The sequence below is a fragment of the Massilia sp. BGA-UO-ETr-WB1 genome (genome assembly GCF_059567845.1).
Genome location: NZ_JCAQOT010000025.1, coordinates 523,904 through 549,292, shown reverse-complemented (window position 1 = coordinate 549,292; position 25,389 = coordinate 523,904). Strand labels below are relative to the sequence as shown.

General features: G+C 65.1%; 33 protein-coding genes. 17 read left to right on the top strand and 16 right to left on the bottom strand.

The window, feature by feature from the left end:
• Positions 1–9: 9 nt before the first annotated feature.
• Positions 10–540 carry a response regulator gene (locus AC56DV_RS20640; RefSeq protein WP_496316100.1) on the top strand — a complete coding sequence of 177 codons (531 nt, stop codon included), beginning with the start codon at positions 10–12 and terminating at the stop codon, positions 538–540.
• Positions 541–543: 3 nt separating this feature from the next.
• Here the strand turns inward: AC56DV_RS20640 and AC56DV_RS20635 are convergent, their stop codons facing one another.
• The 3 genes from AC56DV_RS20635 to AC56DV_RS20625 form a co-directional block, all read right to left on the bottom strand.
• A complete protein-coding gene (locus AC56DV_RS20635; protein WP_496316099.1) occupies positions 544–1,827 on the bottom strand; it encodes an ATP-binding protein in 1,284 nt (427 codons plus the stop codon).
• A gap of 80 nt (positions 1,828–1,907) precedes the next feature.
• Entirely contained in the window at positions 1,908–2,822 is a 915-nt protein-coding gene (locus AC56DV_RS20630) for a M90 family metallopeptidase (RefSeq protein WP_496316098.1), read from the bottom strand.
• A 161-nt stretch (positions 2,823–2,983) separates the two neighbouring features.
• The gene (locus AC56DV_RS20625) at positions 2,984–3,562 is read right to left on the bottom strand and encodes a winged helix-turn-helix domain-containing protein (protein ID WP_496316432.1); all 579 of its coding nucleotides are present in this window, start codon (positions 3,560–3,562) and stop codon (positions 2,984–2,986) included.
• 287 nt (positions 3,563–3,849) lie between these two features.
• Between AC56DV_RS20625 and AC56DV_RS20620 the strand changes: the two genes are divergently transcribed.
• From AC56DV_RS20620 to AC56DV_RS20610, 3 genes are all read left to right on the top strand, one after another.
• The gene (locus AC56DV_RS20620) at positions 3,850–4,104 is read left to right on the top strand and encodes a hypothetical protein (RefSeq protein WP_496316097.1); all 255 of its coding nucleotides are present in this window, start codon (positions 3,850–3,852) and stop codon (positions 4,102–4,104) included.
• 285 nt (positions 4,105–4,389) lie between these two features.
• Positions 4,390–5,436, top strand: a complete 1,047-nt coding sequence (locus AC56DV_RS20615) for an OmpA family protein (RefSeq protein ID WP_496316096.1) — start codon at positions 4,390–4,392, stop codon at positions 5,434–5,436.
• A 74-nt stretch (positions 5,437–5,510) separates the two neighbouring features.
• A complete protein-coding gene (locus AC56DV_RS20610) occupies positions 5,511–6,407 on the top strand; it encodes a YihY/virulence factor BrkB family protein (RefSeq protein WP_496316095.1) in 897 nt (298 codons plus the stop codon).
• On the opposite strand, the gene AC56DV_RS20605 is transcribed toward AC56DV_RS20610, so the two are convergent.
• Together AC56DV_RS20605 and AC56DV_RS20600 are read right to left on the bottom strand one after the other, a co-directional pair.
• Positions 6,404–6,997, bottom strand: a complete 594-nt coding sequence (locus AC56DV_RS20605) for a hypothetical protein (protein WP_496316094.1) — start codon at positions 6,995–6,997, stop codon at positions 6,404–6,406. The two genes, AC56DV_RS20610 and AC56DV_RS20605, sit on opposite strands and share 4 nt — an antisense overlap.
• Before the next feature lie 108 nt (positions 6,998–7,105).
• On the bottom strand, positions 7,106–7,396 hold the full coding sequence (locus AC56DV_RS20600; protein WP_496316093.1) for a hypothetical protein: 291 nt from the start codon (positions 7,394–7,396) through the stop codon (positions 7,106–7,108).
• 99 nt (positions 7,397–7,495) lie between these two features.
• Here AC56DV_RS20600 and AC56DV_RS20595 point away from each other — a divergent pair, with 99 nt between their 5' ends.
• Positions 7,496–7,735, top strand: coding sequence for a hypothetical protein (locus tag AC56DV_RS20595; RefSeq protein ID WP_496316092.1), 240 nt, complete (start codon positions 7,496–7,498; stop codon positions 7,733–7,735).
• On the opposite strand, the gene AC56DV_RS20590 is transcribed toward AC56DV_RS20595, so the two are convergent.
• Entirely contained in the window at positions 7,736–8,980 is a 1,245-nt protein-coding gene (locus AC56DV_RS20590) for an AI-2E family transporter (protein ID WP_496316091.1), read from the bottom strand.
• Positions 8,981–9,031: 51 nt separating this feature from the next.
• Positions 9,032–9,346, bottom strand: coding sequence for a BON domain-containing protein (locus tag AC56DV_RS20585; protein ID WP_057155774.1), 315 nt, complete (start codon positions 9,344–9,346; stop codon positions 9,032–9,034).
• Positions 9,347–9,573: 227 nt separating this feature from the next.
• Here AC56DV_RS20585 and AC56DV_RS20580 point away from each other — a divergent pair, with 227 nt between their 5' ends.
• Genes AC56DV_RS20580 through AC56DV_RS20570 form a run of 3 tightly spaced genes read left to right on the top strand, consistent with a single transcriptional unit; the run spans position 9,574 to position 10,572 of the window.
• The gene (locus AC56DV_RS20580) at positions 9,574–10,017 is read left to right on the top strand and encodes an outer membrane lipoprotein (RefSeq protein WP_496316090.1); all 444 of its coding nucleotides are present in this window, start codon (positions 9,574–9,576) and stop codon (positions 10,015–10,017) included.
• Positions 10,018–10,052: 35 nt separating this feature from the next.
• Positions 10,053–10,205 carry a DUF3309 domain-containing protein gene (locus AC56DV_RS20575; protein ID WP_082551849.1) on the top strand — a complete coding sequence of 51 codons (153 nt, stop codon included), beginning with the start codon at positions 10,053–10,055 and terminating at the stop codon, positions 10,203–10,205.
• A gap of 16 nt (positions 10,206–10,221) precedes the next feature.
• Positions 10,222–10,572: a hypothetical protein gene (locus AC56DV_RS20570; RefSeq protein WP_496316089.1), complete on the top strand. Its 351-nt coding sequence runs from the start codon at positions 10,222–10,224 to the stop codon at positions 10,570–10,572.
• 69 nt (positions 10,573–10,641) lie between these two features.
• On the opposite strand, the gene AC56DV_RS20565 is transcribed toward AC56DV_RS20570, so the two are convergent.
• The 6 genes from AC56DV_RS20565 to AC56DV_RS20540 all read right to left on the bottom strand — a co-directional run bounded on the left by AC56DV_RS20565 (position 10,642) and on the right by AC56DV_RS20540 (position 13,743).
• Positions 10,642–11,067: a hypothetical protein gene (locus tag AC56DV_RS20565; protein ID WP_496316088.1), complete on the bottom strand. Its 426-nt coding sequence runs from the start codon at positions 11,065–11,067 to the stop codon at positions 10,642–10,644.
• Between the two features lie 10 nt (positions 11,068–11,077).
• Positions 11,078–11,458, bottom strand: coding sequence for a phage holin family protein (locus tag AC56DV_RS20560; RefSeq protein WP_496316087.1), 381 nt, complete (start codon positions 11,456–11,458; stop codon positions 11,078–11,080).
• Between the two features lie 21 nt (positions 11,459–11,479).
• The gene (locus AC56DV_RS20555; protein ID WP_056405037.1) at positions 11,480–11,782 is read right to left on the bottom strand and encodes an ElaB/YgaM/YqjD family protein; all 303 of its coding nucleotides are present in this window, start codon (positions 11,780–11,782) and stop codon (positions 11,480–11,482) included.
• A 72-nt stretch (positions 11,783–11,854) separates the two neighbouring features.
• Complete coding sequence (locus tag AC56DV_RS20550; protein ID WP_496316086.1) at positions 11,855–12,391, bottom strand: ferritin-like domain-containing protein; 537 nt, start codon at positions 12,389–12,391, stop codon at positions 11,855–11,857.
• A 20-nt stretch (positions 12,392–12,411) separates the two neighbouring features.
• Complete coding sequence (locus AC56DV_RS20545) at positions 12,412–13,323, bottom strand: OmpA family protein (RefSeq protein WP_496316085.1); 912 nt, start codon at positions 13,321–13,323, stop codon at positions 12,412–12,414.
• A gap of 27 nt (positions 13,324–13,350) precedes the next feature.
• A complete protein-coding gene (locus tag AC56DV_RS20540) occupies positions 13,351–13,743 on the bottom strand; it encodes a DUF4398 domain-containing protein (protein ID WP_496316084.1) in 393 nt (130 codons plus the stop codon).
• Positions 13,744–13,880: 137 nt separating this feature from the next.
• On the opposite strand from AC56DV_RS20540, the gene AC56DV_RS20535 reads away from it, so the two are divergent.
• From AC56DV_RS20535 to AC56DV_RS20525, 3 genes are all read left to right on the top strand, one after another.
• Positions 13,881–15,923: an AsmA family protein gene (locus tag AC56DV_RS20535; protein WP_496316083.1), complete on the top strand. Its 2,043-nt coding sequence runs from the start codon at positions 13,881–13,883 to the stop codon at positions 15,921–15,923.
• Positions 15,924–16,049: 126 nt separating this feature from the next.
• The gene (locus AC56DV_RS20530; protein ID WP_496316082.1) at positions 16,050–16,361 is read left to right on the top strand and encodes a BON domain-containing protein; all 312 of its coding nucleotides are present in this window, start codon (positions 16,050–16,052) and stop codon (positions 16,359–16,361) included.
• A gap of 12 nt (positions 16,362–16,373) precedes the next feature.
• Positions 16,374–16,586, top strand: coding sequence for a YMGG-like glycine zipper-containing protein (locus AC56DV_RS20525; RefSeq protein ID WP_496316081.1), 213 nt, complete (start codon positions 16,374–16,376; stop codon positions 16,584–16,586).
• Between the two features lie 83 nt (positions 16,587–16,669).
• Here the strand turns inward: AC56DV_RS20525 and AC56DV_RS20520 are convergent, their stop codons facing one another.
• A complete protein-coding gene (locus tag AC56DV_RS20520) occupies positions 16,670–17,413 on the bottom strand; it encodes a Crp/Fnr family transcriptional regulator (protein ID WP_496316080.1) in 744 nt (247 codons plus the stop codon).
• A 139-nt stretch (positions 17,414–17,552) separates the two neighbouring features.
• Here AC56DV_RS20520 and AC56DV_RS20515 point away from each other — a divergent pair, with 139 nt between their 5' ends.
• The 4 genes from AC56DV_RS20515 to AC56DV_RS20500 all read left to right on the top strand — a co-directional run bounded on the left by AC56DV_RS20515 (position 17,553) and on the right by AC56DV_RS20500 (position 19,812).
• The gene (locus AC56DV_RS20515) at positions 17,553–18,263 is read left to right on the top strand and encodes a glycine zipper 2TM domain-containing protein (RefSeq protein WP_496316079.1); all 711 of its coding nucleotides are present in this window, start codon (positions 17,553–17,555) and stop codon (positions 18,261–18,263) included.
• Between the two features lie 111 nt (positions 18,264–18,374).
• The gene (locus tag AC56DV_RS20510; RefSeq protein ID WP_157200948.1) at positions 18,375–18,521 is read left to right on the top strand and encodes a lmo0937 family membrane protein; all 147 of its coding nucleotides are present in this window, start codon (positions 18,375–18,377) and stop codon (positions 18,519–18,521) included.
• 63 nt (positions 18,522–18,584) lie between these two features.
• Entirely contained in the window at positions 18,585–19,226 is a 642-nt protein-coding gene (locus AC56DV_RS20505) for a YiaD family glycine zipper/OmpA-like lipoprotein (protein ID WP_496316431.1), read from the top strand.
• 37 nt (positions 19,227–19,263) lie between these two features.
• Positions 19,264–19,812 carry a DUF3617 domain-containing protein gene (locus AC56DV_RS20500; RefSeq protein WP_496316078.1) on the top strand — a complete coding sequence of 183 codons (549 nt, stop codon included), beginning with the start codon at positions 19,264–19,266 and terminating at the stop codon, positions 19,810–19,812.
• A gap of 14 nt (positions 19,813–19,826) precedes the next feature.
• Here the strand turns inward: AC56DV_RS20500 and AC56DV_RS20495 are convergent, their stop codons facing one another.
• The gene (locus AC56DV_RS20495) at positions 19,827–20,663 is read right to left on the bottom strand and encodes a branched-chain amino acid aminotransferase (protein ID WP_496316077.1); all 837 of its coding nucleotides are present in this window, start codon (positions 20,661–20,663) and stop codon (positions 19,827–19,829) included.
• A 62-nt stretch (positions 20,664–20,725) separates the two neighbouring features.
• Positions 20,726–21,808 (bottom strand): porin, encoded by a 1,083-nt coding sequence (locus AC56DV_RS20490; RefSeq protein WP_496316076.1) that lies wholly within the window; start codon positions 21,806–21,808, stop codon positions 20,726–20,728.
• Positions 21,809–21,955: 147 nt separating this feature from the next.
• Here AC56DV_RS20490 and AC56DV_RS20485 point away from each other — a divergent pair, with 147 nt between their 5' ends.
• Positions 21,956–23,266, top strand: coding sequence for an acetyl-CoA hydrolase/transferase family protein (locus tag AC56DV_RS20485; RefSeq protein ID WP_496316075.1), 1,311 nt, complete (start codon positions 21,956–21,958; stop codon positions 23,264–23,266).
• Positions 23,267–23,373: 107 nt separating this feature from the next.
• Positions 23,374–25,389 (top strand): site-specific recombinase, encoded by a 2,016-nt coding sequence (locus AC56DV_RS20480; RefSeq protein ID WP_496316074.1) that lies wholly within the window; start codon positions 23,374–23,376, stop codon positions 25,387–25,389.

Sequence of the window (25,389 nt, the reverse complement as noted above, 5' to 3'; positions counted from 1 at the left end):
GGGCACACCATGAGACGCATCCTGCTGCTGGACGATGAGATGAATGTGCTGATGGCGCTGCAGCGCTCGATGCGCGCGCAGCTGAAGCACCTCGATCTGCAAACGGAGATCTTCACCAATCCCTACGAGGCGCTGCAGCGCGTGTGCGTGTGCGATTTCGACGTGGCCATTTCGGACTACCACATGCCGCAGATGAGCGGCGTGGCCTTCCTGCAGGCGCTGAAGGACGTCGCGCCCAACACCGTGCGCATGATGCTGACCGCCTCCACCGAATTCGAAACGGCCATAAGCGCCATCAACGAGGCCCACGTGTTCCGCTTCATCCCCAAGCCGTGGCAGCTGAACGACCTGCAGGAGAATATCGGCGAAGCGCTGGCCCTGCGCGACCGCCTGCTGGCCGACCAGGCCGCGGCCAAGGCCCAGCCCAGCCAGGACGCCGGACCGCTGACGCCGCAGGAACTGGAAGCGCAGCGCCTGGAGGCCGAGGAGCCCGGCATCCTGAAGGTCAACCGGGCGCCGGACGGCTCGATTATCCTGTAACGCTCAACCCTTGGGCGGGTGCACCGGCAGCCGTATCGTGAAGCGCGTGCCCTTGCCCACTTCGGACGCCACCTCGATGCGGCCGCCGTGCTTGTTGACGATGCCGTAGGACAGCGACAAGCCCAGCCCGGTGCCGCTGCCGACCGGCTTGGTGGTGAAGAAGGGTTCGAAAATGCGGTTCAGGTTTTCCGGCGGGATGCCGCAGCCGGAGTCGCCCACTTCGATCCAGACCCAGCCGTTCTCGGCGCCGGTGCGCAAGGTGATGGTGCCGCGCTCCTTGATGGCGTGGCCGGCGTTGACCAGCAAATTCATGAACACCTGGTTCAGCTGCGAGGCCAGGCACTCGACCTGCGGCAGCACGCCGTAGTGCTTTTCCACCGTGCACTTGTACTTGATCTCGTTGGCCACGATGTTGAGCGTGCTGTCCAGGCCGTGGTGCAGGTCGGCCACCTGCCACTCGGTTTCGCCCACGTGCGAGAAATCCTTGAGCGCCTGCACGATGTCTTTCACGCGCTTGAGCCCGTCCATCGATTCCTTCACCAGCTCGGTCACGTCCTCGCGCAGGAATTCCAGGTCGGCCGCCTGGCGCGCGGCGCCGATGCGCGCCGCCAGCGCGGGCGGCAGCGGCTGCGCCGCCAGCGCCTGGTCGTAGGCGTCCACCACGCCGAACAAGGTGGCCACGTAGTTGCGCAGCGTGCCCATGTTGGAGTTGACGAAGCCCACCGGGTTGTTGATCTCGTGCGCGATGCCGGCCGCCAGTTGGCCGATGGAGGCCATTTTTTCCGACTGCAGCAATTGCTCGTGCGCCTCGCGCAGCTTGGTGATCAGGTCTTGCTGGGCCTGCTCCATGTGCTTGCGCACGGTAATGTCGGTGAGCGAGCCGATCACCTCCAGCGGCGCGCCGTGCTCGTCGCGTATCAGGCGCAGGCTGTCGTGCATCCACAGGTAGGAGCCGTCGGCGATGCGGAAGCGGTACTCGTAGGCGCGCTGCCCTTCGGTGAAGATGCTGGCCAGGCTGGAGAAGATGTTGGGCGCGTCGTCCGGGTGGATGTGGTCGAACCAGAAATTGGGATCGGCCACCATGTCTTCCGGCCGGTAGCCCAGCACATTGAGGGCGTTGTTGCTGACGAAGGTCATCTTGAAGTCGCCGCTGGGCACGGTGCAGTAGATGATGGCGGGCGTGTTGTCGACCAGGTACTGCAGCCGGACCAGCGGCGAAGCCGCCTCTGCCGATGGAGCCGGCGCCACCGGAGCCTGCGTGAAAAAATCGAATTCCTCGAATTGCATGTCGCCACCCTTCCCGCGCGCCTAGGACATGCGTGAATTATGCTCTTTTCCTCGGCGGAAAGCGCACTATTTGCCAGGCACTACCAGCTTGCAATTGCGTAGGAACGGCGCGGCACGCCGGACGCGTCCGCCGTGGCCGCCGCAAAGACCGGTTCGGGCAGGGCCGGCGCCGCCGGCTGCGGCAGCCAGGCGCGCGGATCGACGCGGTAGTACTTCATGAACTCGTCATAGAGCGCGGCGTGCCGTTCGGCCATTTGCCACGGCTTCTCGAAGAAGGTTTCGGTGGCCACGGCGAAGAACTCGGCCGGGCTGGTGGCGCCGTAATGATCGAGCACGCTGTCCTGGCGGCCGTAATAGGCGTCGTAGCGCAGAGTGTCATAATCTCGCGACAGTACCGCCGACCAGCTGCGGTAGCTGTCCTGGCTGCCCAGGTAGGGCGCACCGTTGGTGCTGCCCGATTCGCTGTCGAGCTGGTGCGCGAACTCGTGCAGCACCACGTTGTGGCCATCGGTCCAGTCGCGGTAGCCGCGCTTGACGTCGGCCCAGGACAGCACCACGCGGCCGTCATCCCACGACTCGCCCAGCAGGGTCTGGCGGTGGGCCGTGACCACGCCGCCGGCCTCCATCTGCTGGCGCGGCACCAGGAAGGCGCTGGGATAAACCAGGATGGTGTGCAGCGCGCGGTATACCTTGCTGGGACGGTTCAGCAGCAGCAGGCAAGCCTGGCCGGCGATGGTGTAGCGCATTTCGTCGTCCAGCTCCAGTCCTTCGCAGCCGACGAACTTCTTCTGGTGCAGGAACTGCTTGACCAGCTGCCGCAACTGCTGCTGCAGCGCGGCGCCCATGCTGGCGTAGACCGGGATGTTGCGCTGCAGGATGGCTTCGGCGGCGGCCGGCAAGGGCCGGGCCAGCGCCCGGCGCAGCGTCCAGCGCGGGTATATCAGCGGCGCGGCCAGTGCCAGCGCCAACACGGGGAGCCACAACAATCCGTCCATAGTGCCATCCATAAGGAAACTCGTCCGCCTCAGGTGGGGTTCCTTTCCGACAATTCAATGCAAAACAGCCGGAACGCATTCCGGCTGTTTTAGTGTAGCACCCGATAGGGCACTGCATGGCACTGCGGCCGCGGTATGCGCGCCCCGCCGGGCGGACCGGCTTATGGCTGCGCTTTTTGCAGCGAGGTCGGGGCGCCGAACAGGGCTGCCACCAGCGGGTCGCGGGTCACCGGGCCGCGGTTCACGCGGATCGCATAATGGGTGTCGTCGGCCAGGATGTGGAAGTGGCGGCCGGCGCCGGCCATGGCCTGTTCACGCAGGCTGGGGCGTTCCTTGCGCGGCGGCGCGCCTTCGCGCTTGGGCTGCACGATGGCGGCCAGGAACTGCTTCACGCGCTCCGGGTCGGGCGTCAGCTGGTATACCGCCTTGCCCAGGTAGGTGGCGGTGCCTTCTATATAGCGCGCCAGTTCGATCACGCCCGCATCGCGCAGGTCGCGGATGTACTTGCGGGCGCCGGACGGCGAAAACTTGAGGAACCATGCAATCTCGTCGGCCAGCATCTCATGCTGCTGCAGCTCGGCGATCAGCTTTTGCATGTTTTCGATGCGGCGCAGCGTTGCCGAAGTCGAACGCACCCGCTCAATGGGGGCCAGCGACAGGGCCTTGCGTTCAGGAATAGGACCGGGACGTTCTACCAGCGTCAGCCGTGGTTTGTCAGCAGCCTTGACAGGCTCCTGCATGGCGTGGCCGGAATTTTGGTTTTCTCTGATTGCATGCATTTCATCACTCCTTATAACGATAGCCAGGATTGCGTGTCCAGGGGCCCGACTGCCTCGCAGGCCACGCATTCGTCTACTTCTGGGGTCTAGAATGCCGTGGCGACCATTTTTGGTCTGTGCGGCAACGAACATAAGTGAGCAATAGGTTAATAAGGGAGCAAACCGGGGCCGCTTGGTGCGTTCGCGAACAGAGCAGTCCTGTGACCGCCGTTAATCTGGATGCATCTTTTCCAAAGAGAGGACTCATCATGAAAATTTCCATCCTGTTGGCCACCGTGGCCGCCGCCCTGACCCTGACCGCCTGCGAAAAAACCACTGTTAACAACCCGCCTGTAGTGGAAACGCCGACGCCGGCCCCCGCCGCCGTGCCCGTTCCCGTCCCAGGCCCACCCGGACCGCAAGGCGCACCGGGCGAACCCGGCAAGGCCGGCGACACCCTGATCGTGGTGCCGGAGGCGCCGAAACCCGCGGAAGAAGCGGCGCCACCGCCGCCAAGCCGCTGATTTCCGGACTAGCCAAGTCACCAAGCTTGTTACTCTGCTACAATACCTACCGCGCTGCACCATTTATGGTGACGGCGCGGTTTCCATTGGACTGCGCAAAATGCATACAGTTCACGGGCTGGACCGTCACATTTCGGCAACACTTTTGATGTAGCGCAAGAGTTTTGTGCGGTAGCGCACGGAGCTATTGAGCAAATGTCCATAAAGTCCAGTCCAACAGCTCAGCACTGGCTGGAAACTTCGCTGTCTAGCAGCACCACCCTCAAATAAAAACGGGAGTTACTTGTGAAAAAGACCAATAAAATCGCTATCGTTGCCGCCCTGCTGTCGCTGTCGTCGACCGCCGTCCTGGCGCAGGAAGCCGTGATCAACCCTAACTGGTACATCCAGCCCAGCCTGAGCATCCTGGACCAGGACTCGGATTTCGGCATTGACAAGCAAGGCCACGGCGCCGGCCTGAAGTTCGGTAAGGCCCTGAACCAGAACTGGGATATCCAGACCGGTTACACCTACGCCCGCAGCCGCGACAACGGCACCCGCTACCAGCAAGAAACGCTGGGCGTGGACGGCCTGTACCTGTTCTCGCGCAAAGCCGTGCGTCCATTCCTGCTGGTCGGTATCGGCGCCGAGCGTTCGCGCACCAACCTGCGCAATGCCGCAGAGCGCGAAAAGAGCGCACCGTTCGTCAGCGCCGGCGTGGGCTTCCAGTCCGACCTGACCGACCGCCTGTCGCTGCAAGCCGACCTGCGCAACGTGCACGCCTTCGTGCGCGACAACGCCTTCCCGGGCGTGGGCGCCAACAGCAACAACGCCTACCTGAACTTCGCGCTGAACTACGCGCTGGGTCCTAAGCCAGTACCGGCAGCACCGCCGGCACCTGCGCCAGCGCCAGTGGCCGCCCCGGCACCGGCACCGGTTGCTCCTCCTCCACCGCCGCCGCCAGCGCCGCGTTTCGAGAAGGTCACCATGTCGGCAACCGAACTGTTCGCCTTCGACAGCGCCAAGCTGAACCCGAACCAGCCTAAGCTGGACGAACTGGCCACGCTGCTGAACAACAACCCATCCGTCGGCAACGTGACCATCACCGGCCACACCGACCGCCTGGGTTCGGACAAGTACAACCAGAAGCTGTCGGAACAGCGCGCCAACTCGGTCAAGGCTTACCTGACCGGCAAAGGCGTTGCCGCTGACCGCCTGAACGCTGTTGGCAAGGGCGAGTCCCAGCCAGTGGTTCAGTGCGACAACAAGAAGCGCGCCGACCTGATCAAGTGCCTGGAGCCTAACCGCCGCGTTGAAGTCGACCAAGTCACCATCGAACGCCGCGTGAACTAATCGCACGGCTGGTCGTCTGACTGTGAGGAAAAGGGGCTTCGGCCCCTTTTTCTTTTTCGGAAGGAGATATTGCCATGAGACACATTCCGCCCAAGGTGAAGACGCTGCGCAGCGTGGCCGTGTGCACCGTCACCGAATGGCTGGAGCACCGCGCCAGCAGCAAGGGTGCGGCGCTGGCCTTCTACACCATGTTTTCCATCGCGCCCATCCTGGTGCTGGTGATCGCCATCGCCGGCGCCTTCTACGGCGAGCAGGCGGCGCAGGGCGAACTGTTCGGGCAACTGCGCGGCCTGGTGGGCCCGCAGGGCGCGGACGCGCTGCAAGCGGTGCTGGCCGGCGCGCGCAACCAGGAAGAAGGCAAGCTGGCCACCCTGGTGGCCAGCGCCCTGCTGCTGTTCGGCGCCACCACCGTGTTCGCCGAACTGAAGTCCAGCCTGGACGAAATCTGGCAGCTGCCGCCGCCCACCCAGGGCACCGTGTGGGACACCGTGCGCACCCGCCTGCTGTCCTTCGGCATGGTGCTGGTGCTGGGTTTTCTGCTGATGGTGTCGCTGGTGGTGAGCGCGGCGCTGGCGCTGCTGGAGAAATACTGGCAGGGGCTGTGGAGCAACGCCGCGCTGGCACTGTCGGTCATCAACTGGATCATCGGCTTCCTGGTGATCGCCGCCATGTTCGGCGTGATCTACAAGCTGCTGCCGCGCATCGCGCTATCCTGGCACGACGTGACCATCGGCGCGCTGGGCACGGCGGCCCTGTTCACGCTGGGCAAGTACGGCATCGGCGCCTACATCGGCAATAGCGGCGTGGCGAACAGCTTCGGCGCCGCCGGCTCCCTGATCGCGCTGCTGCTGTGGGTCTACTACTCGGCGCAGATCTTCTTCCTCGGCGCCGAGTTCGCGCGCCAGTACGCGCTGCAGCTGGGCAGCCTGCGCCACCACCCGCGCGACGAACAAGGCAACCTGAAACTCTAGTGCACGGCGCCCGGCATGCTGGCCGCCGCGTGCGTGATGTCGAGGCCGCCGCCGCCCAGGCAGCCGGCAACCGCGACCGGCACGGCGCCGGGCCGGTTCACCGCATGCAGATGGAACAGCAATTGCCCGTGGGCCAACTCGCCCCAGCCCGCCATCACCAGTTCACCGGAAGAGCGCTGCTGCATCATCACGTGCACGCTGCAAGCCAGCCCGGCGACCGGCTCGGCCAGCAGCAGGTGGCCGACGCGGTAGCCATCCTCGCCGATGGAGCGCGTGACGACCGCGCCCAGCAGGGTCTTCTGCTTCAGCAGGCCCGGCAAGGCGTCCGGCAGCGCGGCCTGGCGCGACACGCACACCACGTGCGCGGCCTGGCCGTAGCGCAGGCAAAGGAAGTTGTTCTCGTCAAACTCCAGCCCCAGGGCGCTGTCCCGCAGGACGGCCAGGACTGCGCGCGACATCTGCGCGCCGGGCCGCTCCACCGGCAGCGCGTGGCCGTCGGTGTCCGCCAGCGCCAGCAGTCCATCCGCGTGGGGGAAGGACAATTCGTTGCGTTCAGTATTCCCAGGATTGCCTTTAGCATGGATAGCCATTCTCTTCTCCGGTGGTTGGACGAACCTTGTTTTTATACGCCGGAGCGGGAAGAAATTCAACCGGCGGGAGCGCATTTTTTCGCGCCCGCCGCGCCGACTATGTGCAAGCTACTCGCCACTGCAGTACAGATAACGGCCGGACGCCGACGCTTTCCGCAGCAGCGCCTGGAACGCCGCTATTTCAGGCGATGCGTGCTGGCCGCATGCCGTCCTGATAGCGTCAGCCAGCAAGGCAGCGTGGCTGGGAGGAAGTTTGGCATCGTCATACTCGGACATCGCCACACCGGTCTTCCGCCTGAAGGCCGCAAGTGCAGGCGCAAGTTCGCCCATAGCCCGGCTGGAAAGCATCCCGCCCGGCGCACGCCCCAGTTCCGTTTCGATCTCTATATGCAGCGGCATCTGTACTCCCCATGGTCCCCAGGACCATGATCATACCGTCCGGCGCCGCATGATAGAATTTCCTGTCATCATCAAAACTAAAGACTGGCAACCCGCGCGATGATTTTTCTGCTGCAGCTTTTCCTGTTTGTCCTCGCGGGTTCCCTGCTGCTGGCGGGGATTCTCGTCGCTATCAGTTTTTTGTTTCCGAAGGATAGTGCCTTGCGCGCGGGCATCAGGACAGCGGCGGCCAAGACCCCGGCGGCCGGCGTCAAGCTGTTCAATTCGGTGTTCAGCTGGTTTTGCTGGCTGCTGGTCGCCGGGCTGATACTGATGGCCCTGAGCGGAGCGGGAACCTAGCTATTCCCCCAGCAGCTCGGCCACCACTTCCATGCCTTCGACGCGCTCGGCCACCACCTTGACGATGACGATCACCGGCACGCCAAGCAGCAGGCCCCACACGCCCCACAGCCAGCCCCAGAACAGCAGGCTGACGAACACGGCGGCCGGGTTCATGCGGGCGATGCGGCCCGTCATCCAGGTGGTGACGAAGGTGCCCACCAGGGTGGCGATGGCCAGCGAGGCGCCCGTCACCAGCAATACCATTTGCAGCGATTCGAATTGCAGGAAGGCCACCACGCCGGTGGCGCTGGTGATCAGCAAGGGTCCGAAGTAAGGCATCAGGTGCAGCAGCCCGGCCACGATGGCCCAGGCGCCCGCGTTTTCCAGCCCGATGGCGCGCAAGGCCATCCACATCAGCAGCGCCAGCAGCAGGTTGGTCACCAGCAGCATGAACATATAACTCTGGATGCTGCTGTTGATGTCCTCCAGGATGTGCACCGTCACCTTCTTCTTGCTCAGCGACGGCCCGGTCAGCTTGACCAGCTTGCGCTTGAAGGTGTCGCCCGCCAGCAGCAGGAAGAACACCAGGAAGATCACCATCGCGGCCTGGCTGACGAAGCCGGCCACGCCCATCGATCCGGCCCAGACCCAGTCGATCACCTTGATGCCGCCCTGCTCCGCCTGGACGGCCCTGCGCGCCGTGCGCTTGGCGCCGCCGGACGCGGCCTGCTCGATCTCGGTGGCCACGGCCTGGATGCGCTCCAGCGTGCTGGGCCCCTTGCCCAGCTTGTCCGACAGCAGGCGCGACAGCTTGTGCGTGACGGTGGGCAGTTCTTCGACGATGTTCTGGAATTCGCCATGCAGCTTGTCGGCCGTGACGGCCGAGCCGAACAGGATGGCGGCGGTGACCAGCGTGGCGCCCACCGGCCGCGCAATGCGGATGCGCTCCAGCCAGCACACCACCGGGTTCAGGGTATAGGCGATGAAGATGCCGAGCAGCAGCGGCACCAGAAATTGCTTGCCCCATTGCAGTGCGTACAGGAAGGCCACGGTGGCGATAATGCCCAGCGCCAGGCCGCGCGCGTGCACGTGCAGCGGCAGGCGGGCGCCTGCGTCTAGCGGTGGTACGGGGAGAGCTTCTTGCCCGGTGGCCGGGACATCCGGCACGGTCGCCGGAGGAGTGTCCGGCACAGGCGCCGGAGCGGGGGGGGATGCCGCCGCCGCTTCCAGCGGGCGGCTTGCTGCGTCGTCGGCGTGCATCATATTCTTTCGCTTGCCGGTGCCATCCCCTCGGGGACGGCGCCGGCCGCATGCTTACTTCACGCGAATGTCGTTCTTGACCGACTTCACGCCAGCCACGCCGCGCGCAATTTCGCCGGCCTTGGTGATGTCGCCTGGCTGGGCCACGAAGCCGCTCAGCTGAACGGTGCCTTTGAAGGTCTCGACATTGATCTCGGTCGATTTCAGCGTAGGCTCGTTGAAGATGCTGGCTTTCACCTTGGTGGTCAGCACGGTGTCATCGACGTATTCGCCGGCACCTTCTTTAGTCGGGGTGGAAGCGCAGCCGACCACAGCAAACACGGTAGCGGCAGTAAACACGGCGGTTGCAAATTTTTGAGCGATCTTCATGGTGTTCTCCTTGGTTGGCAGGTGCTCAACTGAGCAGTCTGCAGTGTCACCCAGCCACCGCGCGGCATCTGTACGCTAGCGTACACACCAACATTTATTTTCTGCGTTTGCCACAAGCCCACAACGGGCCCACAACGAGCCCAGCCGCCACAAGGCTTCGTGCGTCATCGCACAGACCCTCGCCGCCAAGCTGACTATGCTGTAAGCACACTTTTCAGGAGATCGATATGAAGACTACACAAACCGTCGCGGCACTGATGATCGCAGCTTCCGCCCTGATCAACGGCTGCTCCAGCACCCCCATAGATTCCACCAATTACTCCACCGCCAGCAACGACTCCACTCATGGCGTGATCGATTCGATCCAGATCGTCCGTATCGATCCCGCCACCAGTGGAGTTGGCGCCGTCACCGGCGGCCTGGTCGGCGCGCTGGTCGGCAACCAGGTCGGCTCGGGCAGCGGCCGCACCGCCGCCACCGCCGCCGGCGCCATCGGCGGCGCGCTGGTGGGCAACAGCGTGGAACGCAACCGCAACCAGCCCTACGACGCCTACCAGATCACGGTACGGCTCGACAACGGCGACTATCGCACCATCAACCAGGACAGCGTGTATGACCTGCGCGTGGGCAACCGCGTGCGCATGGTCGATGGCCGCGTGTACCGCTACTAAGCACTGCGTCAACTCAATAAATCAAGGAGAACACCATGGGCACCATCATCCTCATCGTATTGGTCCTGCTACTGATCGGCGCGCTGCCGGCCTGGCCGCACAGCCGCAACTGGGGGTATGCGCCCAGTGGCGTCACGGCAGTGATCGTGCTGATCCTGCTATTCATGCTCTTTACCGGCAGGCTATAAGACATAGGAGAACTCTATGAAACGCACGCTCGCCATTGCCATGCTGGCCGCCTGCTGCGCCGCGCAGGCGCAGGTCACGCCACCGGAGGTGGCGGCCCAACAGAAACAGGAAATCAAACGCGGCGATCCCGCCCGCTGGACCAGGGAAGACCGCACGCCGGCGCAGCAGATGGCCACGCTGCGCAAGGAAATCAACGCCGCGCTGGCCGAAGCGCGCGCCGAATGCAAGCAGTTGTCCAAGGAAGAACGCAGCGACTGCATGAAGGAAGCGCAAGCAACCTATGTGGCGGACATCCGCAATATGCGCCAGCAGCTCGCCAATGCCAACAACCCGCGCCAGGGGGTGTACGACACCAGCGGCCAATGATGCAGCAGCCGCACAATGAAAAACGCCGCGGACATCGCGGCGTTTTTCATTGTGCGGCTTGTCGTGTGGCTACTTGCGCCTGGACAGCCACAGGCCGGCCGCCAGCGCCGCCACGCCGGCAAACAGCGCCGGCTTGACGAGGCGGCGCCGCGCCACGAAGGTGCCGACCCGGATCGCGATGGGCAGCGCGCGCGTCAAGCCCATGCCCTTGACCAGGCCGATAATGCCGGCCAGGCTGGCCAGGCCGCCCAGGCCTGCGGCAGCGCCCTCGCCGCCCTGCCCCTGCGCGCCCTTGGCGCCGCCGCCGAACAGCCCCGCGAAGCGGTGCTGCACCGCGCCCAGCGCATGCTCGATGGCGCTGTGGACGATGGCGTCCGGGCGCAGCGCATTGGCAACCTGGGCCTTTGCATGCACCACGCTGACGCGGTAAAGCTGGCCTTCCAGCACCAGCTTTTCCTTGGCGGCCGCCAGGGCCGCGCGTTCTTCCTTAGTCATGGCAACTCCATTACAACAGCATGTCGCGGTCGCCTTGCAGCTCCGCCATCGTCATGGGCAAGGCGAGCTTGTTCTGCCGCAGCAGGCCGCGCGCCATCATCACCAGCCACAGGGTGATGACGATGAACACGGCGGCCAGGATCAGCAGGATCTTCCAGCCGATCGCCTCCCACGCCAGATAGACCACGGTGGCCGTGGTGAACGCCACCGCGAACCAGCCGGCCACCAGCGCCAGCGCAAATACCACCGACAGCTGCACCAGGTGCTCGCGCACCTCGGACAGCTCCAGCGCCGCCAGCTCGATGCGCGACAGGATCAGCCGCGCCGTGTTGCGAAAGACGCCGGCCAGCGAGCCGATCAAGCCAGGGGCAGGCGATGCAGGTTGCTCCATGTCAGCTCCTGGCACCGGCAATTACTTGCGGCCCAGGATCACGCCCACCAGCAAGCCGACGCCAGCGGCCAGGGCGATCGAACGCCATGGATTTTCTTTCACATAGGCATCAGTCGTCTGTGCCATTTGCTTGCCGGCCGCAACGGCGCTTTGCTGCGCCTCATGGGCCTTGGCCAGCGCCGTGTCGAGCGCGCGCATGCCGCGGCCGCGCAGTTCTTCGGCCTTTTCGCCGGTCAGCGCGGTGGCTGCGGTGAACAGCGCCTGGGCGTCCTTGACCAGGGTTTTCACGTCGTTGTTCACGGTACTGATGTTATTTTCAAGCATGATGGACTCCTGTTGTTATGGTGGGTAAAAACGTACTGCAAAAAAAACTTAGTCAAGCATTCATTCGGCCAGTTATTCGAGCAGGTCTCGCATATCGTCGGCGTGTTCCTCCTCGACTGCCATGATCTTAATCAACAATTGCTTTGTCGTCGGGTCCGATTCGCCGATCTGCTCGATCATCTGGCGGTAGGACTCGATGGCCACCCGCTCGGCGATCAGGTTGGCGCGCACCATCGACTGCACCTCCCCAGACTCATCATACTCGGCATGGCTGCGATCAAGCAACGTTGCCGGATTAAAATCAGGTTGGCCATTCAGCTGAATGATACGCTCAGCCAGCCAGTCCGCGTGTTCCTGTTCCTGGGTGGCATGCTCGAGGAATTCGGCCTTGACGCCGGCGTTGTCGCGCCCGGCAACCGTGTAGTAATGGCGCTTGTAGCGCAAGATGCAGACCAGTTCGGTGGCCAGCGCGCCGTTCAGCATCTTGATGACCGCCTCGCGGTCGCCTTTGTAGCCGGCCGTGACCGGGCCGTCCGACAGGTTTTGCGCCGCGGCGCGGATGGCTGCCGTATCGATGCCGGCGGGTGGGGATAGTGTGGATTCAGCCATGACAATTCCTTTTCAAGTGTTCATCGGCGCGCGTTCACCGGGCGGCCCGCATCGGACAGCACGATTTCCACGCGGCGGTTCAGTTGGCGGTTGCCGGCCGAGTCGTTGCCGGCCACGGGATAGGCTTCGCCATAGCCGCGCGTGGCCACGCGCGTGCCTTCGATGCCCATGCCCATCAGCGCGCTGCGCACCGCTTCGGCGCGGCGCTGCGACAGTTCCAGGTTGTGCGCCGAGCTGCCGGTGCTGTCGGTGAAGCCTTCCACCATCACGCTGCGGTCCGGGTTCTGGTTCAGCACGTCGGCCAGCTTGCGCAGCGTGCGCTGGCCGCCCTCGGTCAGCACCGCCTGGTCGGTATTGAACAGCACGTCGCCAAAGGTGATGACGATGCCGCGTTCGGTCTGCTTGGCCTGCAGTTCGGCCAGCTGGGCCGCCAGTGCGTCGGCCTTGGCTTGCGCGTCGCGCGTGGCGCCGGCCTGGGTCTCGGCCGCCATGCGGGCCGCGTCGGCCTGGCTGCGGGCCGCCTCGGCTTGCGCCTGGGCCTGCTCGGCGCTGCGCTTGGCGTTCTCGGCCTCGACGGTGCGCGCGTCCAGGCGGATCTGGTCGCGCTGGCGCGCCGAGTCGGCCACGGACGCTTCCGCGCCCTTCTGTTTGGCGACTTCCTGCGCCACGCCGATGCGCTGCTTGGCGATGTAGGCCAGCTTGTCGACTTCGGCGGCGTCATCCTTGCGGGCCGCCGCCTCGTTGGCGCGGTCCAGCGCGGCAGTGGCCTGGCGGAACTCAACCGGTGCATACTGCGCCACCGCCGGGTTGTTCTGCGCGGCCATGTAGTCGCCGCGGGTCTGGTCCAGCAAGCTGGTGGTGGTCGGAGCCGAGCTGCAAGCGCCCAGGGCGATGGCCAGCGCCAGCACGGCGGGTTTGAGGTTCATATTCATTTTCTATCTCCTGGCTTATTTGACGGCTTATTTGACGGTCGTGGTGTTGGCGCGGTCCAGCTCTTCGCGCAGCACGCGGATATTTTCCTGCAGCGCGTCGGCGGCGGCGGTGGCCTTGGCCGAGTTGGCCTTGCTCTGCGCCAGGCGGGCATCAGCCTGGGCCTGGGTGGCCAGGTCGCGCGCGGCCTGGTAGTCCTTGGCGGCCAGCGCCTGGTTGGCGCGCAGCATTTTCTCGCGCGCCGACGTCATTTCGGCCGGGGCCAGTTCGGCCGCGCCGGCGGAGGTGGCGTTCTCGACCGCCGCGCGCGAAACAGCGACATCGGCGGTGGCGGGCGCCTTCTGGCTGGCGCAGCCGGCCAGCACCAGCAGGACCAGGCCGCAAATGGCGGAAGTGGATTGCATACGCAGCGCAGTGCTCATTATTGTTCTCCTTGAATGTATGAGGGGGTATCAACGTTATAAGCGTTCTGGAGAACCCATTCAGTACGGTGCCGCACATTGCACCCGCCATGCGTGGTGTAGGCTATCGCCATACTCCCAGTATGAAAGGCCGCGCCATGTCCATGCCGAGAAGAACAAAAATCGCCCTTGCCATCGGCGGCACCCTGATCGCCGTGCCCGCCATTGCCCTGGTCGTGCTGCTCAACTACGACTGGAACCGCGCCCGTCCGTGGCTCAGCGAAAAGACCGGCGAAGCGATCGGCCGCGCCTTCTCCATCAACGGCAACCTGGCGCTCACGTGGGAAAAGCAGATCGTGCCAGAGGGCGAGCGCAGCTGGCGCGACCGCCTGCCGTGGCCGCACCTGGTGGCGAAAGACGTCCATCTCGGCAATCCGGCCGGCATGCAGCCGGCCGAGATGGCCAGCGTGGGCGAGTTCTCGTTCTCGCTCAATCCCTTCGCCCTGCTGAGCAAGCAGATCTCGATCCCGGTGCTGCGCTTCGAAGCGCCCACCGTGCTGCTGCAGCGCAGCGAGGACGGCAAGAACAACTGGACCTTCCAGAAAAAGGACAAGCCCTCGCCGTGGCAGCTGGACTTGCAGCGCGTGGTGTTCAACAAGGGCACCGTGCACTACAAGGACGCGCTGGCCAAGGCCGACGCCACCGCCGAGATCGACACCATCAACGCCGATCCGGCCTACGGCGTGTCGTGGAAACTGAAGGGCCAGTGGCGCGGCGCGCCGGTCACCGGCCACGGCAAGGCCGGCGCGGTGCTGTCGCTGCAGCAGCAAACCACGCCCTACCCGATCGCGGCCGACGTCAACCTGGGCGGCACCCGCATCGCCGTCGAAGGCACGCTGACCAAGCCCACCGCGCTGGCCGCGCTCGACATGAAGCTGACCATGGCCGCGCCCAGCATGGCGCGCCTGTACGGGCTGACCGGCATCGTGCTGCCGGAAACGCCGCCCTTCACCACGTCCGGCCGCCTGAAGGCCACGCTGGGCAAGGACGGCGGCCACTACATCTACGACAAGTTCACCGGCAAAGTGGGCTCGAGCGACATCAGCGGCCACATGGAATACCAGCAGAAGCAGCCGCGCGGCTACCTGAGCGGCAACGTGGAATCGCGCCTGCTGCAGTTCGCCGACCTCGGCCCGCTGGTGGGCGCCGACTCCAACGCCAGCAAGCAGGCGCGCGGCCTGCCGGCGGTGCAGCCCAGCGGCAAGGTGCTGCCGGTGGAAAAATTCCGCACCGAGCGCTGGACCAGCATCGACGCCGACGTGAAGTTCAAGGCCGACCGCATCGTGCGCGAAAAACAGCTGCCGATCGCCAACCTGGTGACCGAGATCCACCTGAAGGACGGCGCGCTGACGCTGACGCCGCTCAACTTCGACTGGGCCGGCGGCAAGCTGACCTCGAACGTCAAGCTCGACGGCAGCGGCCGCACCGACAAGAATGCCATCCGCGCCGAGCTGAAGGCCAGCGCGCGCCACCTGAAGCTGAAGGAACTGTTCCCCACGCTGGACGGCCTGAAGGCCAGCGTGGGCGAGATCAACGGCGACGCGTCGCTGAGCGCCACCGGCGATTCCGTGGCCACGCTGCTGGCCGCCTCGAACGGCGAAGTGAAGGCGCTGATCAACCAGGGCAGCATCAGCAAGCTGCTGCTGGAGCAGATGGGGCTAAACCTCGGCAACGTGGTGCTGACCAAGCTGTCCGGCGACAAGCAGGTCAAGCTCAACTGCATGGCGGCCGATTTCGCCGTCACCAACGGCCTGGCGCAAACGCGCGAATTCATCGTCGACACCGAGGACGCCGTGATCGGCGTGACCGGCAGCGTCAACCTGGCCAGCGAGCAGCTGAACCTGACGCTCAAGCCCGACAGCAAAGGCTTGCGCATCATCACGCTGCGTTCGCCGCTGTACGTGACCGGCACCTTCAAGAACCCGGACGTGAGCGTGGACAAGGGCGTGCTGGCCATGAAAGCCGGCGGCGCGCTGGCGCTGGCGGTGGCGGCGGCTCCGGTGGCGGCGCTGCTGCCGCTGATCAACACCGGTCCCGGCAAGGACAGCGAATGCGCCAAGCTGCTGGCGCAGGCGCGCCAGAAACCGGTGGCGCCGCCGCCGGGCAAGACGCTGAAAGGCCGCCCGGCGCGGAAACAATAAGTAACACATATGCCCGCCCAGGCTCGCATCAGCGTGCGATGGCGTACAGAACATTTGGCTGAGCGCGGTTAATCTGGTCCTGTTGGAAGCGCCTGTTGCCAGGCGCAATCTTTCAAGGAGCAAACGATGAAAACTCTGCAATCCCTTCCCGCCCTGCTTGGCGCGCTGATGCTGGCCGCAACGGTAGGCTGCGCATCGACGTCCACGGCTGAAAGCACCGGCGAGTACATCGACGATACGGCCCTGACCGCCAACGTCAAAGCCGCCATGGTGAACCAGCCGGAACTGAACGCTTCCGAAATCAACGTGGAAACCTACCAGGGCACGGTGCAGCTGAGCGGCTTCGTCTCCTCGCAGGCGGACATCGACAAGGCAGTAGCGGCGGCCCGCAGCATCAACGGCGTGAAAAGCGTCACCAATGACATGCGCCTCAAATAAAGGAGAACAATCATGAACCACATTAAACATCTGGCGGCCATTGCCGCAGTCCTGTCCCTGAGTGCTTGCGCGGGCATGTCCCAGCAAGATAAAAACACGGCGGTCGGCGCCGCGGTGGGCGGCGTGGCCGGCTCCGTGCTGACCGGCGGCAGCGCGGTCGGCACCGTCGGCGGCGCAGCGGTGGGCGGCGTGATCGGCAACCAGGTCAGCAAGCCGCCGCGCTAAGCAGCCTGCCTCATAGCAAAAAGGACTTCCGCGGAAGTCCTTTTTTTACGGCCGCATTTTGGGATGCGCCCGGCCGGGCCGGGCTACAGGAACACATTGGCCATGCCGATGCTGCCGGTATCCTTCACCATCTCGTAGCAGCGGCAGGACACCGCCTCCAGGCCGGCCGAATCGAGGATCTCGATATTGCCCCGGCTGTAGGTGATCAGCTTCTGGTTCTGCAGCGCGCTGGCCGCCTTGGTCACGCCGACGCGCCGCACGCCCAGCGCATGCGCCAGGAACTCGTGCGTCAGGTGGAATTTTTCCGACTGCAGGCGGTCCCGCGTGATCAGCAGCGAGCGCGCCAGGCGCGCCTCCAGCACGTGGAAGCGGCTGCACACGGCGATCTGGATGGCCTGCGCCAGCAAGGTGTCCGTGTAGCGGTACAGCAGGCGCTGCAGCGACTCCATGCGTGCGAACTCGGCGCAGAAATCGGCCGCGTGGATGCGGCTGGAATGGCCGGCGCGCTGCACCACGGCGCGCACCTGCGCCAGCTCGTGCCCCAGCGCCACCGACGAGCCTATCATGCCTTCGCGGCCCACCGAGCCCACTTCCAGCGTCATGCGCCCTTCCGCCACGGCCAGCAGCGAAATCAGGCTGTCGCTGGGGAAATAGATGTACTGGATCGCCTGCCCGGGTTCGTAGAGCACGTCGCCCACGTCCGAATGCACCTGCTCGCACAGCGATTCCAGGTGCAGCAAATCGTCCTCGGGCAGGCTGGCCAGCAGCCGGTTGCCAGAGTCGGGCGGCGGCATATTGCTGTGGGCGGTGGCGACGGTCAGGTCCATGGGATGGCAACAGTTAGCTTTTCTTCATCATGAAACCAAGGGTAGCGGCATTGAATTTCCATGTATGTACGCTGACGCACTGAACTAGCCGCCCGGCGCGGCGACAATCCCATGCATCAGTCTGCAAAGGAAAAACATCATGCATAGCAACCCCGCCAACTCCATCCGTTCCAACCACCCGCTGCTGCTTATCGCGGCCATCGCCGTGATCCTGTTCTGCAGCGTGGGCATCGCCGCGCTGATGGGCTGGCTGCCCACTTCCAACAGCAACCCGGCGCCGCAGCAAGTGGCTGCGGCCTCGCAGGCGCAGCAGCCCGCCAGCGACGCCGTGGTGGCCTCCTATCCCGGCTACCACCCCGGTCCCGGCCCCGGCTCCAGCCTGACGCCGGTGCCGCCGCCCGCCAATGCCGCCTACGCCGGCGCGGAGCCGGCCTATGAGCGCGCATCCGAGCGCACAGCCGAGCGCGCCCCCGATCCCGCAGCCCAGCCACGGCGCGCGGCGCAGGCCGAACCGGCCGTCTGCAAGAGCTGCGGCGTGGTGGAATCGGTGCGCGAAGTGACCACCCGCGCCCAAGGCAGCGGCCTGGGCGCGGGCGCCGGCGCCGTGGTCGGCGGCTTGCTGGGCAACCAGATCGGCGGCGGCCATGGCCGCCAGCTGGCCACCGTGGCGGGCGCCGTGGGCGGCGCCGTGGTCGGCAACCAGGTGGAGGGCAATATGCGCGCCACGCGCAGCTACACCATCAAGGTGCGCATGGACGACGGCAGCCAGCGCACCTTCCACCGCAGCTCCCCCAACTGGCAGCAGGGCGAACGCGTGCGCGTGGTGAAGGGCGAACTGCGCCATGGCTAAGACACCGTGGCCAAGAAATAATCATTAATGTACGGCACCGAACAGAACACCCGGCGGCAAGCGCCGATACTGACAACTCCTAAATAACATTGAGACGAGAGGGCCACTATCATGCTATATACCATCGCTGTAGTACTCATCATCCTCTGGCTGCTGGGCCTGGTGACTTCTTATACCATCGGCGGCTTCATCCACATTTTGCTGGTAGTGGCTATTATTATGATCCTGCTGCGCCTGATAAGCGGACGCGGCATTTAGCCAAAAGGAAGGTCCATGAACCCAATCGGTAACAACCGCAGTAAAACACCCCTGGCCGGCGCGATGGCGCTGGTCATCGCCCTCGCCAGCACCGGCTGCGCCGACATGTCCGCTACCCAGCGCGGCACGGCCACCGGGGCCGGCGCAGGCGCCGCGCTGGGCGCGCTGATCGGCGGCACCACCGGCAGCCACAGCAGTGGCCGCACGGCAGGCGGCGCGCTGATCGGCGCGGCGGCCGGCGCCGTCATCGGCAATATCTGGTCGACCCGCATGGAAAACCAGAAGCGCGCCATGGAGCAGGCCACGCAAGGCACCGGCGTTCAAGTCAGCAAGACCGCCGACAACCGCCTGCGCCTGGAGATTCCGAGCGACATCTCCTTCGACACCGGCCGCGCCGACATCAAATCGAACTTCCGTCCCATCCTGGACCGTTTCGCCACCACGCTGAACGAGAATCCTGCCGCCACGGTCAGCATCATCGGCCACACCGACAGTACCGGCAGCGACGCCATCAACCAGCCCTTGTCGGTCGACCGCGCCTCCAACGCGCGCGACTACCTGGCTGCGCGCGGCGTGTCGCCCACCCGCATCGTGGTGGAAGGCAAGGGTTCGCGCGAACCGATCGCCTCCAACAACGACGACAGCGGCCGCGCCCGCAATCGCCGCGTGGAAATCTTCGTAGCGGAACCGCAAAGCCGAGGCTGATGCGGTATGCTGGCGGCTACGCTTAACGGGAGCCGCCATGCCATCCACACGCAACCTCCGTCTCACCCTCCCGGCCGCAGTGATTGCGGCCGCTTTCATGTTGCCCGCGTCGGCGCAGACCATCCGCCCCGGCCTCTGGGAAATCAACAACAAGGTCAGCAATGCCAAGGGCGGCAACGCCAACGCCCTGGCCGAAGCGCAAAAGCAGCTGGCCGCGCTGCCGCCCGAGCAGCGCCAGATGATGGAAGCCATGATGGCCAAGCAAGGCATCGCCCTCGCCGGCGGCGCCGACGGGGGCATGAAGATCACCTATTGCGTGACCAAGGAAATGGCCGAGAAGAAGGAACTGCCGGCCGGACAGCAGGGCGACTGCAAGACCAGCCAGACGCCCATCCCCGGCGGCATGAACATCAGCTACACCTGCACCAACCCGCCCTCGACCGGCAGCGGCCAGGTGCTGTTCCAGGGCGACAGCGCCTACACCATGCGCATGAACATGTCCGGCACGGTGCAGGGCAAGCAGGAGAGCATGACCATCGACAGCACCGGCCGCCTGCTCAGCCCCAGCTGCAGCGCGAAAAAATAGCTACGTGACGTGGATCAGTGCTGGTCCATGAACGCGAAATACAGATCGCGCGCCTGCGTGGCCACCGGCCCCACGGGCAGCGCGCGGTCTTCATAGCGCACGCATGGCGTCACCTTGCCGTAGTTGCCGGTGTTGAAGATCTCCAGCGCCGTCAGCAGCTCCTCCGGCTTCACCGAACGCTCCTCCACCGCCACGCCGGCTTCGGCCAGCAGCTTGATCACGCGCGCGCGGGTGATGCCCGACAGGAAGGTGCCGTTCGGCACCGGCGTCACCACCTTGCCCTCCGGCGTGACGAAGAACAGGTTCGCCGTGGCGAACTCGGCCACGTGGCCCTGGCTGTCCACCATCACCGCGTTGTCGTAGCCGCGCTCCTTGGCCAGGCGCAGCGCCTTGGTGGAATTGGCGTACAGCGCGGACGCCTTGGCGTCGGCCACCGCCATGTCGGCATCCGGCCGGCGCAGGCTGGACAGGCAGGCCGAGAAGCCGGTGAACGGCGGCATCGGCGCATCGAACAGGGTCAGCGCGAAGGCCGACTTCTCGGCCACCGGTATCAGCAGGCCGTCGGTGCCGAACACCAGCGGCCGGATGTACAGTTCGGCGTCCGCCGGGAACCTGGCCACGCCCTCGCGCACCAGTTGCTCCATTTCATCCACGCTGAGCGGGCACACCAGGCCGACGCTGGTGGACGAACGCACCACGCGCTCCAGGTGCGGACGCAGGTCGGGCATATGGCCGCGCACCGAGCGCGCGCCGTCGAAAACCGAAGAGCCGAGCCAGACGCTGTGGTCCATGGCGCCGAACAGCGGGGCATTGCCTTCGCTCCAGCTGCCGTTGAAGTAGGTGAGATACATGAAAATTCCGGGCGGTTGTTGATCACAGTCGCAAACTGTAGCACGGCTATGGCAAAACTTGCTCAGAATGAATGGCGCAAGCCCAGGTTGATGCCGCTGTTGCCCTTGCCGCTGTCGGTGGCGTTGCCTACCGTATAGCCGGCGCCGTTCTTGTTCTTGATCTTGGCGTAGGCCGCGTACAAGCTGGTACGCTTGGACAGCGCATAGGTCATGCCGGCGGCGATCTGGTCCGCATCCTGGTTGGCCAGCGTGCGGTCGTTCTTGTGGATGTAGGACACCATGAAAGTGGCCGCGCCGCGCGGAATGGCGATGCCGGCCAGGATGTCGTGGCTGTTATTGGTCGGCATCGGCGCCACCAGCGCGCCGTAGGGGTTGGACGGGTCCCACGGCGAGCTGCCGATGCCCCGGTTGACGCCGTAAGCCGCGTACAGCGTGGCGGTCCGCATGTTGAAATTGGCCGCCACCAGCGTATTGCGCGACGAATAGTCGATTGCCGGCACCACGCCGGTGGCGTCTGACAGGTTGTTCTTGCGCTGGTGCGCCACGCGCAGCGTGAAGGGGCCGTTCTCGTAGCCGATGGTGGCGCCGTAAGCGCGGTTGTGGCGGGTGCTGTAGGGCGACTCGCCGAAACTGTAGATCGCGCCGGCGCTCCAGCCGCGCACCTGCGGGGTCGAGTACTTGACGGTGTTGTCGTAGCGGCGCGTGGTGTAGCCGGCCAGGTTGGTGGCGGTGCCCGCCATGCCGCCCCGGAACGGGTCGGCCACGTCGATCAGGGTTTCATACTGCAGGTTGTACTGGCGGCCCAGCGTGATCGCGCCCCAGCGGCTTTCCAGCCCGACAAAGGCCTGGCGGCCGAACAGCCTGCCCTCCTCGGACTGGCCGGTGTCGGCGCCCACGCCCGCCTCCAGCGTGAACACGGCCCGCACGTCGCCGCCCAGGTCTTCCTTGCCGGACACGCCCAGCCGCGAACCGCTGGCCACGCCGCTGCTGACCTTGGTCCCGGCGCAAGCCGTGCCGCAACCGCGCTCGGCCACCACGCCCGCGTCCACCACACCGTAGACATTCACCGACGACGCCGGCGGCTGAGCCTGTGCCAGCACGGCCAGCGGAGACAACAACACGACGGTCCAGAGTGCGGTTTTCATAATAACTACAGATTACGCCGCAGTGACTTGCATTTCTGTGCGCGCGCTCACATTCAAACCGGTCAATTGTCGTCCGCTTGATATTCATCATGGCGGGAGGCGTATAGTTTAGCAAAAACTACCAAATCAAAAGCCCGGAGACCAACCATGAGCACCACCGCAGCCCACTACGCCGCCCAGTACGCCGGCAAGCGCATGTCCGCCAGCGACGCCGTCCAGCACGTGCGCGACGGCGACTTCATCATCGTGCCCTCGGGCGCGGGCGAACCGCCCACCCTGCTCACCGAGCTGTCCGAGCAGCGGCGCCGCTTCCGCGACGTGAAGGTGTCGCAAATCCTCGCGCTGCGCAAATACGGCTACTTCGACTGCGACACCGTGCAGCACGTGCGCCACGTCGCCCTGTTCTTCGGCGGCGCCTCGCGCGCCGCCGGCCAGGCCGGCTGGGCCGACTTCATCCCGGCCTATTTCTCCGAACTGCCCAGCCTGATCGAACGCGCGCAGATCCCGTCCGACGTGGTGTTCTCCATGGCTTCGCCGATGAACGAGCAAGGCTGGTTCTCGCTCAGCCTGGGCGCCGACTACACCATGGCCGCCGTGCAGCAGGCGCGCGCCGTGGTGCTCGAAGTCAACCCCAACGTGCCCTTCGCGCATGGCCAGTGCCACCTCCACATTTCGCAGGTGGCGGCGCTGGTGGAAAGCAGCGAGCCCATCATTGAAGTGGGCCTGCCGAAGATCGGCCCGGTGCAGGAAGCGATCGGCAAATACGTGGCCGACATGATCGAGGACGGCTCGACCCTGCAGATCGGCTACGGCGGCATTCCGGACGCGGTGGTGATGCAGCTGACCGCCAAGCGCGACCTGGGCATCCACACCGAAATGATAGGCGACGGCATCCTCAACCTGGTGGAAGCGGGCGTGGTGACCAACCGCAGGAAAACCTGGCTGCCGAACAAGATGGTGGCCACCTTCGCGCTCGGCTCCAAGCGGCTGTACGACTATATGCACCACAACCCCATGCTCGAGATGCACCCAGTCAACACCACCAACGACCCCTACATCGCCGGCCAGAACGACAAGCTGATCGCCATCAACGCCAGCCTGCAGATCGACCTGCTGGGCCAGTGCGGTTCCGAGAGCATCGCCCACCTGCCCTACTCCGGCACCGGCGGCCAGGTCGACTTCGTGCGCGCGGCCAACCGCTCGCGCGGCGGCAAGGCCTTCATCGTGCTGCCCTCCACCGCCAAGGACGGCACCATCTCGCGCATCGTCCCCACGCTCACGGCCGGCACCCACGTCACCACCGGCAAGAACGACATCAACTACGTGGTCACCGAATACGGCGTGGCCCAGCTGCGCGGCAAGTCCGCCCGCCAGCGGGCCGAAGAGCTGATCAGCATCGCCCACCCCGACTTCCGCGCCGAACTGCGCCAGGCCGCCGCCAAGATCAACCTTTGCTAAAACCCAATATGGGGTCAGGGTTAATTAGTCGGCACGGCAATATTAACCCTGACCCCATTTTGCAGTGAGGAAATGTGCGATTGCAGCATTTCGGGTAGACTAGAGGGATGCTTAATATTCTTGAAAGCATCTCCGATGCGACCGCCAGCATCGATACGCTGGTAAAACTTTTCAATACGCTGCGCCCGAAGCGGCCCGCCGATGCGGCCCAGGCAATCGCCAACGTCCGCACCCTGACCCGCCTGCTCAAGGCCGATCCGCTGCACGCGCAGGCGCTGCGCGACTACGTGCTGCGCCTGCTCGCCGCGCGCCGCCATTCCAGCCTGTACACCGAGATCGGCGTGCTGTCGAACGACGGCTTCTTCACCGAATTGAAACGCCGCATCGCCTACCGCGTGCTGCCGCCCGCGCTGGGCGACGAGTATCTGAGCGATGCGCTCGACCAGCTGGCCCACGAGGAAACCGACCACCTGTGGATCGGCGCCGTTCCCGCCGCCGACTGGCTGGAGCTGTTCGACACCGTCTTCACCGCCCAGCCCGGCATGGGCAACGTGATGCTGCCCGGCCTGCTGGACGCGATCCGCACGCTGTCCTACCGCGTGGCCGCCATCGGCCTGGAACCGAAGCTGACCAACTTCCACACCGAGATCGAAGTGTTCGATTCGCCGTTCACCGAGCAGAACCGCGAAGTGAACGCCTACCTGGAGGGCTACCAGCAGCTGCTGGCGGGCCAGGCCGAGCAGGTGGAGGATGCCGCCCACCTGCTGGTGATGCTGGACCAGTGCGACGCCGTGGTGGCCAAGATCCGCAAGAAGGCGCTGGCGCAGGGCACCAGCATCGCGCTGACCTATCTGCTGGTGACGCTGACCCAAAGCATCGACCGCCTGCGCAAGCTGTTGTTCCTGGTCGATACCTCCGGCGGCCTGCTGGACGCGCCGGCCAGCGAGCGCCGCGCCGCCGGCATCGCGCTGATGCTGGAGCTGATCGAGGCGCACAACAAGAAGTACACGGTGCGCGACCTGCTGGCCGACAATATCCACCTGCTGGCGCGCAACGTCACCGAGAACGCCAGCCGCACCGGCGAGCACTACGTGGCCGACAACCGCAGCCAGCTGGGCGGCATGTTCCTGTCCTCGGCCGGCGCCGGCCTCGTCATCGGCTTCATGGCGCTGTTCAAGATCCTGATGTCCTACCTGCGCGCCGCGCCGCTGGTGGAAGCCTTCCTGTTCAGCATGAACTATTCGCTGGGCTTCATGTTCATCCACCTGATGCACTTCACGGTGGCCACCAAGCAGCCGGCCATGACGGCCTCGCGCATCGCCACCGGCCTGCAGAGCCGCGACGGCAGATACCTCGACGTCGACAGCATGGCCGAACTGGTCAACAAGGTGTTCCGCACGCAAGTGTGGGCGGTGCTGGGCAACCTGGCCACCGCCATCCCGACCGCCTGGCTGATCGCCTTCGGCTGGCAGCGCATCACCGGCCGCCACCTGGTGTCGCCGGAAAAGGCCATGCACCTGCTGCACGATATCGACCCGATCGGCAGCCCGGCGCTGCTGTACGCGGCGGTGGCCGGCGTGTGCCTGTTCCTGGCCGGCCTGATTTCGGGCTACTACGACAACAAGGCGCTGTACACCCGCTTCGCCCAGCGCATCTCGCAACGGCGCGGCCTGGGCCGCATCATCGGCCAGAAACGCCTGGACCGCCTGGCCGTCTACATGGAGAACAACCTGGGCGGCCTGATGGGCAATTTCTACTTCGGCATCCTGCTCGGCAGCATCGGCACCCTGGGCTTCCTGCTGGGCCTGCCGATCGACATCCGCCACGTCACTTTCTCGTCTGCCAACTTCGCGACAGCAATTGTGGCCTTGGATCACAATGTCAGCTGGCAACTGGTGTTGAAGTCCGTATCGGGTTTCCTGTCCATCGGCGCGGTCAACCTGCTGGTCAGCTTCGCGCTGGCGCTGTGGGTGGCGCTGCGCTCGCGGCAGGTGCGCTTCAAGCATGGCTTTGCCCTGCTGAAAGCGCTGGGCCGCCGTTTCATCACGGCGCCGGTCGATTTCTTCCTTGGCGCCAGGGATACGGCCCCCATATTGCCGGATGAGACGACCATGAAGAGATAA

Coding starts and splice junctions, on each gene's coding strand:
- AC56DV_RS20500 (WP_496316078.1), top strand. CDS start 19,264: ATGCCATCCACACGCAACCTCCGTCTCACCCTCCCGGCCGCAGTGATT.
- AC56DV_RS20580 (WP_496316090.1), top strand. CDS start 9,574: ATGAAGACTACACAAACCGTCGCGGCACTGATGATCGCAGCTTCCGCC.
- AC56DV_RS20630 (WP_496316098.1), bottom strand. CDS start 2,822: ATGGACGGATTGTTGTGGCTCCCCGTGTTGGCGCTGGCACTGGCCGCG.
- AC56DV_RS20605 (WP_496316094.1), bottom strand. CDS start 6,997: ATGGCTATCCATGCTAAAGGCAATCCTGGGAATACTGAACGCAACGAA.
- AC56DV_RS20585 (WP_057155774.1), bottom strand. CDS start 9,346: ATGAAGATCGCTCAAAAATTTGCAACCGCCGTGTTTACTGCCGCTACC.
- AC56DV_RS20610 (WP_496316095.1), top strand. CDS start 5,511: ATGAGACACATTCCGCCCAAGGTGAAGACGCTGCGCAGCGTGGCCGTG.
- AC56DV_RS20530 (WP_496316082.1), top strand. CDS start 16,050: ATGAAAACTCTGCAATCCCTTCCCGCCCTGCTTGGCGCGCTGATGCTG.
- AC56DV_RS20565 (WP_496316088.1), bottom strand. CDS start 11,067: ATGACTAAGGAAGAACGCGCGGCCCTGGCGGCCGCCAAGGAAAAGCTG.
- AC56DV_RS20550 (WP_496316086.1), bottom strand. CDS start 12,391: ATGGCTGAATCCACACTATCCCCACCCGCCGGCATCGATACGGCAGCC.
- AC56DV_RS20515 (WP_496316079.1), top strand. CDS start 17,553: ATGCATAGCAACCCCGCCAACTCCATCCGTTCCAACCACCCGCTGCTG.
- AC56DV_RS20520 (WP_496316080.1), bottom strand. CDS start 17,413: ATGGACCTGACCGTCGCCACCGCCCACAGCAATATGCCGCCGCCCGAC.
- AC56DV_RS20490 (WP_496316076.1), bottom strand. CDS start 21,808: ATGAAAACCGCACTCTGGACCGTCGTGTTGTTGTCTCCGCTGGCCGTG.
- AC56DV_RS20540 (WP_496316084.1), bottom strand. CDS start 13,743: ATGAGCACTGCGCTGCGTATGCAATCCACTTCCGCCATTTGCGGCCTG.
- AC56DV_RS20570 (WP_496316089.1), top strand. CDS start 10,222: ATGAAACGCACGCTCGCCATTGCCATGCTGGCCGCCTGCTGCGCCGCG.
- AC56DV_RS20590 (WP_496316091.1), bottom strand. CDS start 8,980: ATGATGCACGCCGACGACGCAGCAAGCCGCCCGCTGGAAGCGGCGGCG.
- AC56DV_RS20525 (WP_496316081.1), top strand. CDS start 16,374: ATGAACCACATTAAACATCTGGCGGCCATTGCCGCAGTCCTGTCCCTG.
- AC56DV_RS20635 (WP_496316099.1), bottom strand. CDS start 1,827: ATGCAATTCGAGGAATTCGATTTTTTCACGCAGGCTCCGGTGGCGCCG.
- AC56DV_RS20545 (WP_496316085.1), bottom strand. CDS start 13,323: ATGAATATGAACCTCAAACCCGCCGTGCTGGCGCTGGCCATCGCCCTG.
- AC56DV_RS20480 (WP_496316074.1), top strand. CDS start 23,374: ATGCTTAATATTCTTGAAAGCATCTCCGATGCGACCGCCAGCATCGAT.
- AC56DV_RS20575 (WP_082551849.1), top strand. CDS start 10,053: ATGGGCACCATCATCCTCATCGTATTGGTCCTGCTACTGATCGGCGCG.
- AC56DV_RS20560 (WP_496316087.1), bottom strand. CDS start 11,458: ATGGAGCAACCTGCATCGCCTGCCCCTGGCTTGATCGGCTCGCTGGCC.
- AC56DV_RS20495 (WP_496316077.1), bottom strand. CDS start 20,663: ATGTATCTCACCTACTTCAACGGCAGCTGGAGCGAAGGCAATGCCCCG.
- AC56DV_RS20555 (WP_056405037.1), bottom strand. CDS start 11,782: ATGCTTGAAAATAACATCAGTACCGTGAACAACGACGTGAAAACCCTG.
- AC56DV_RS20505 (WP_496316431.1), top strand. CDS start 18,585: ATGGCGCTGGTCATCGCCCTCGCCAGCACCGGCTGCGCCGACATGTCC.
- AC56DV_RS20620 (WP_496316097.1), top strand. CDS start 3,850: ATGAAAATTTCCATCCTGTTGGCCACCGTGGCCGCCGCCCTGACCCTG.
- AC56DV_RS20535 (WP_496316083.1), top strand. CDS start 13,881: ATGTCCATGCCGAGAAGAACAAAAATCGCCCTTGCCATCGGCGGCACC.
- AC56DV_RS20485 (WP_496316075.1), top strand. CDS start 21,956: ATGAGCACCACCGCAGCCCACTACGCCGCCCAGTACGCCGGCAAGCGC.
- AC56DV_RS20510 (WP_157200948.1), top strand. CDS start 18,375: ATGCTATATACCATCGCTGTAGTACTCATCATCCTCTGGCTGCTGGGC.
- AC56DV_RS20625 (WP_496316432.1), bottom strand. CDS start 3,562: ATGCAGGAGCCTGTCAAGGCTGCTGACAAACCACGGCTGACGCTGGTA.
- AC56DV_RS20600 (WP_496316093.1), bottom strand. CDS start 7,396: ATGCCGCTGCATATAGAGATCGAAACGGAACTGGGGCGTGCGCCGGGC.
- AC56DV_RS20640 (WP_496316100.1), top strand. CDS start 10: ATGAGACGCATCCTGCTGCTGGACGATGAGATGAATGTGCTGATGGCG.
- AC56DV_RS20595 (WP_496316092.1), top strand. CDS start 7,496: ATGATTTTTCTGCTGCAGCTTTTCCTGTTTGTCCTCGCGGGTTCCCTG.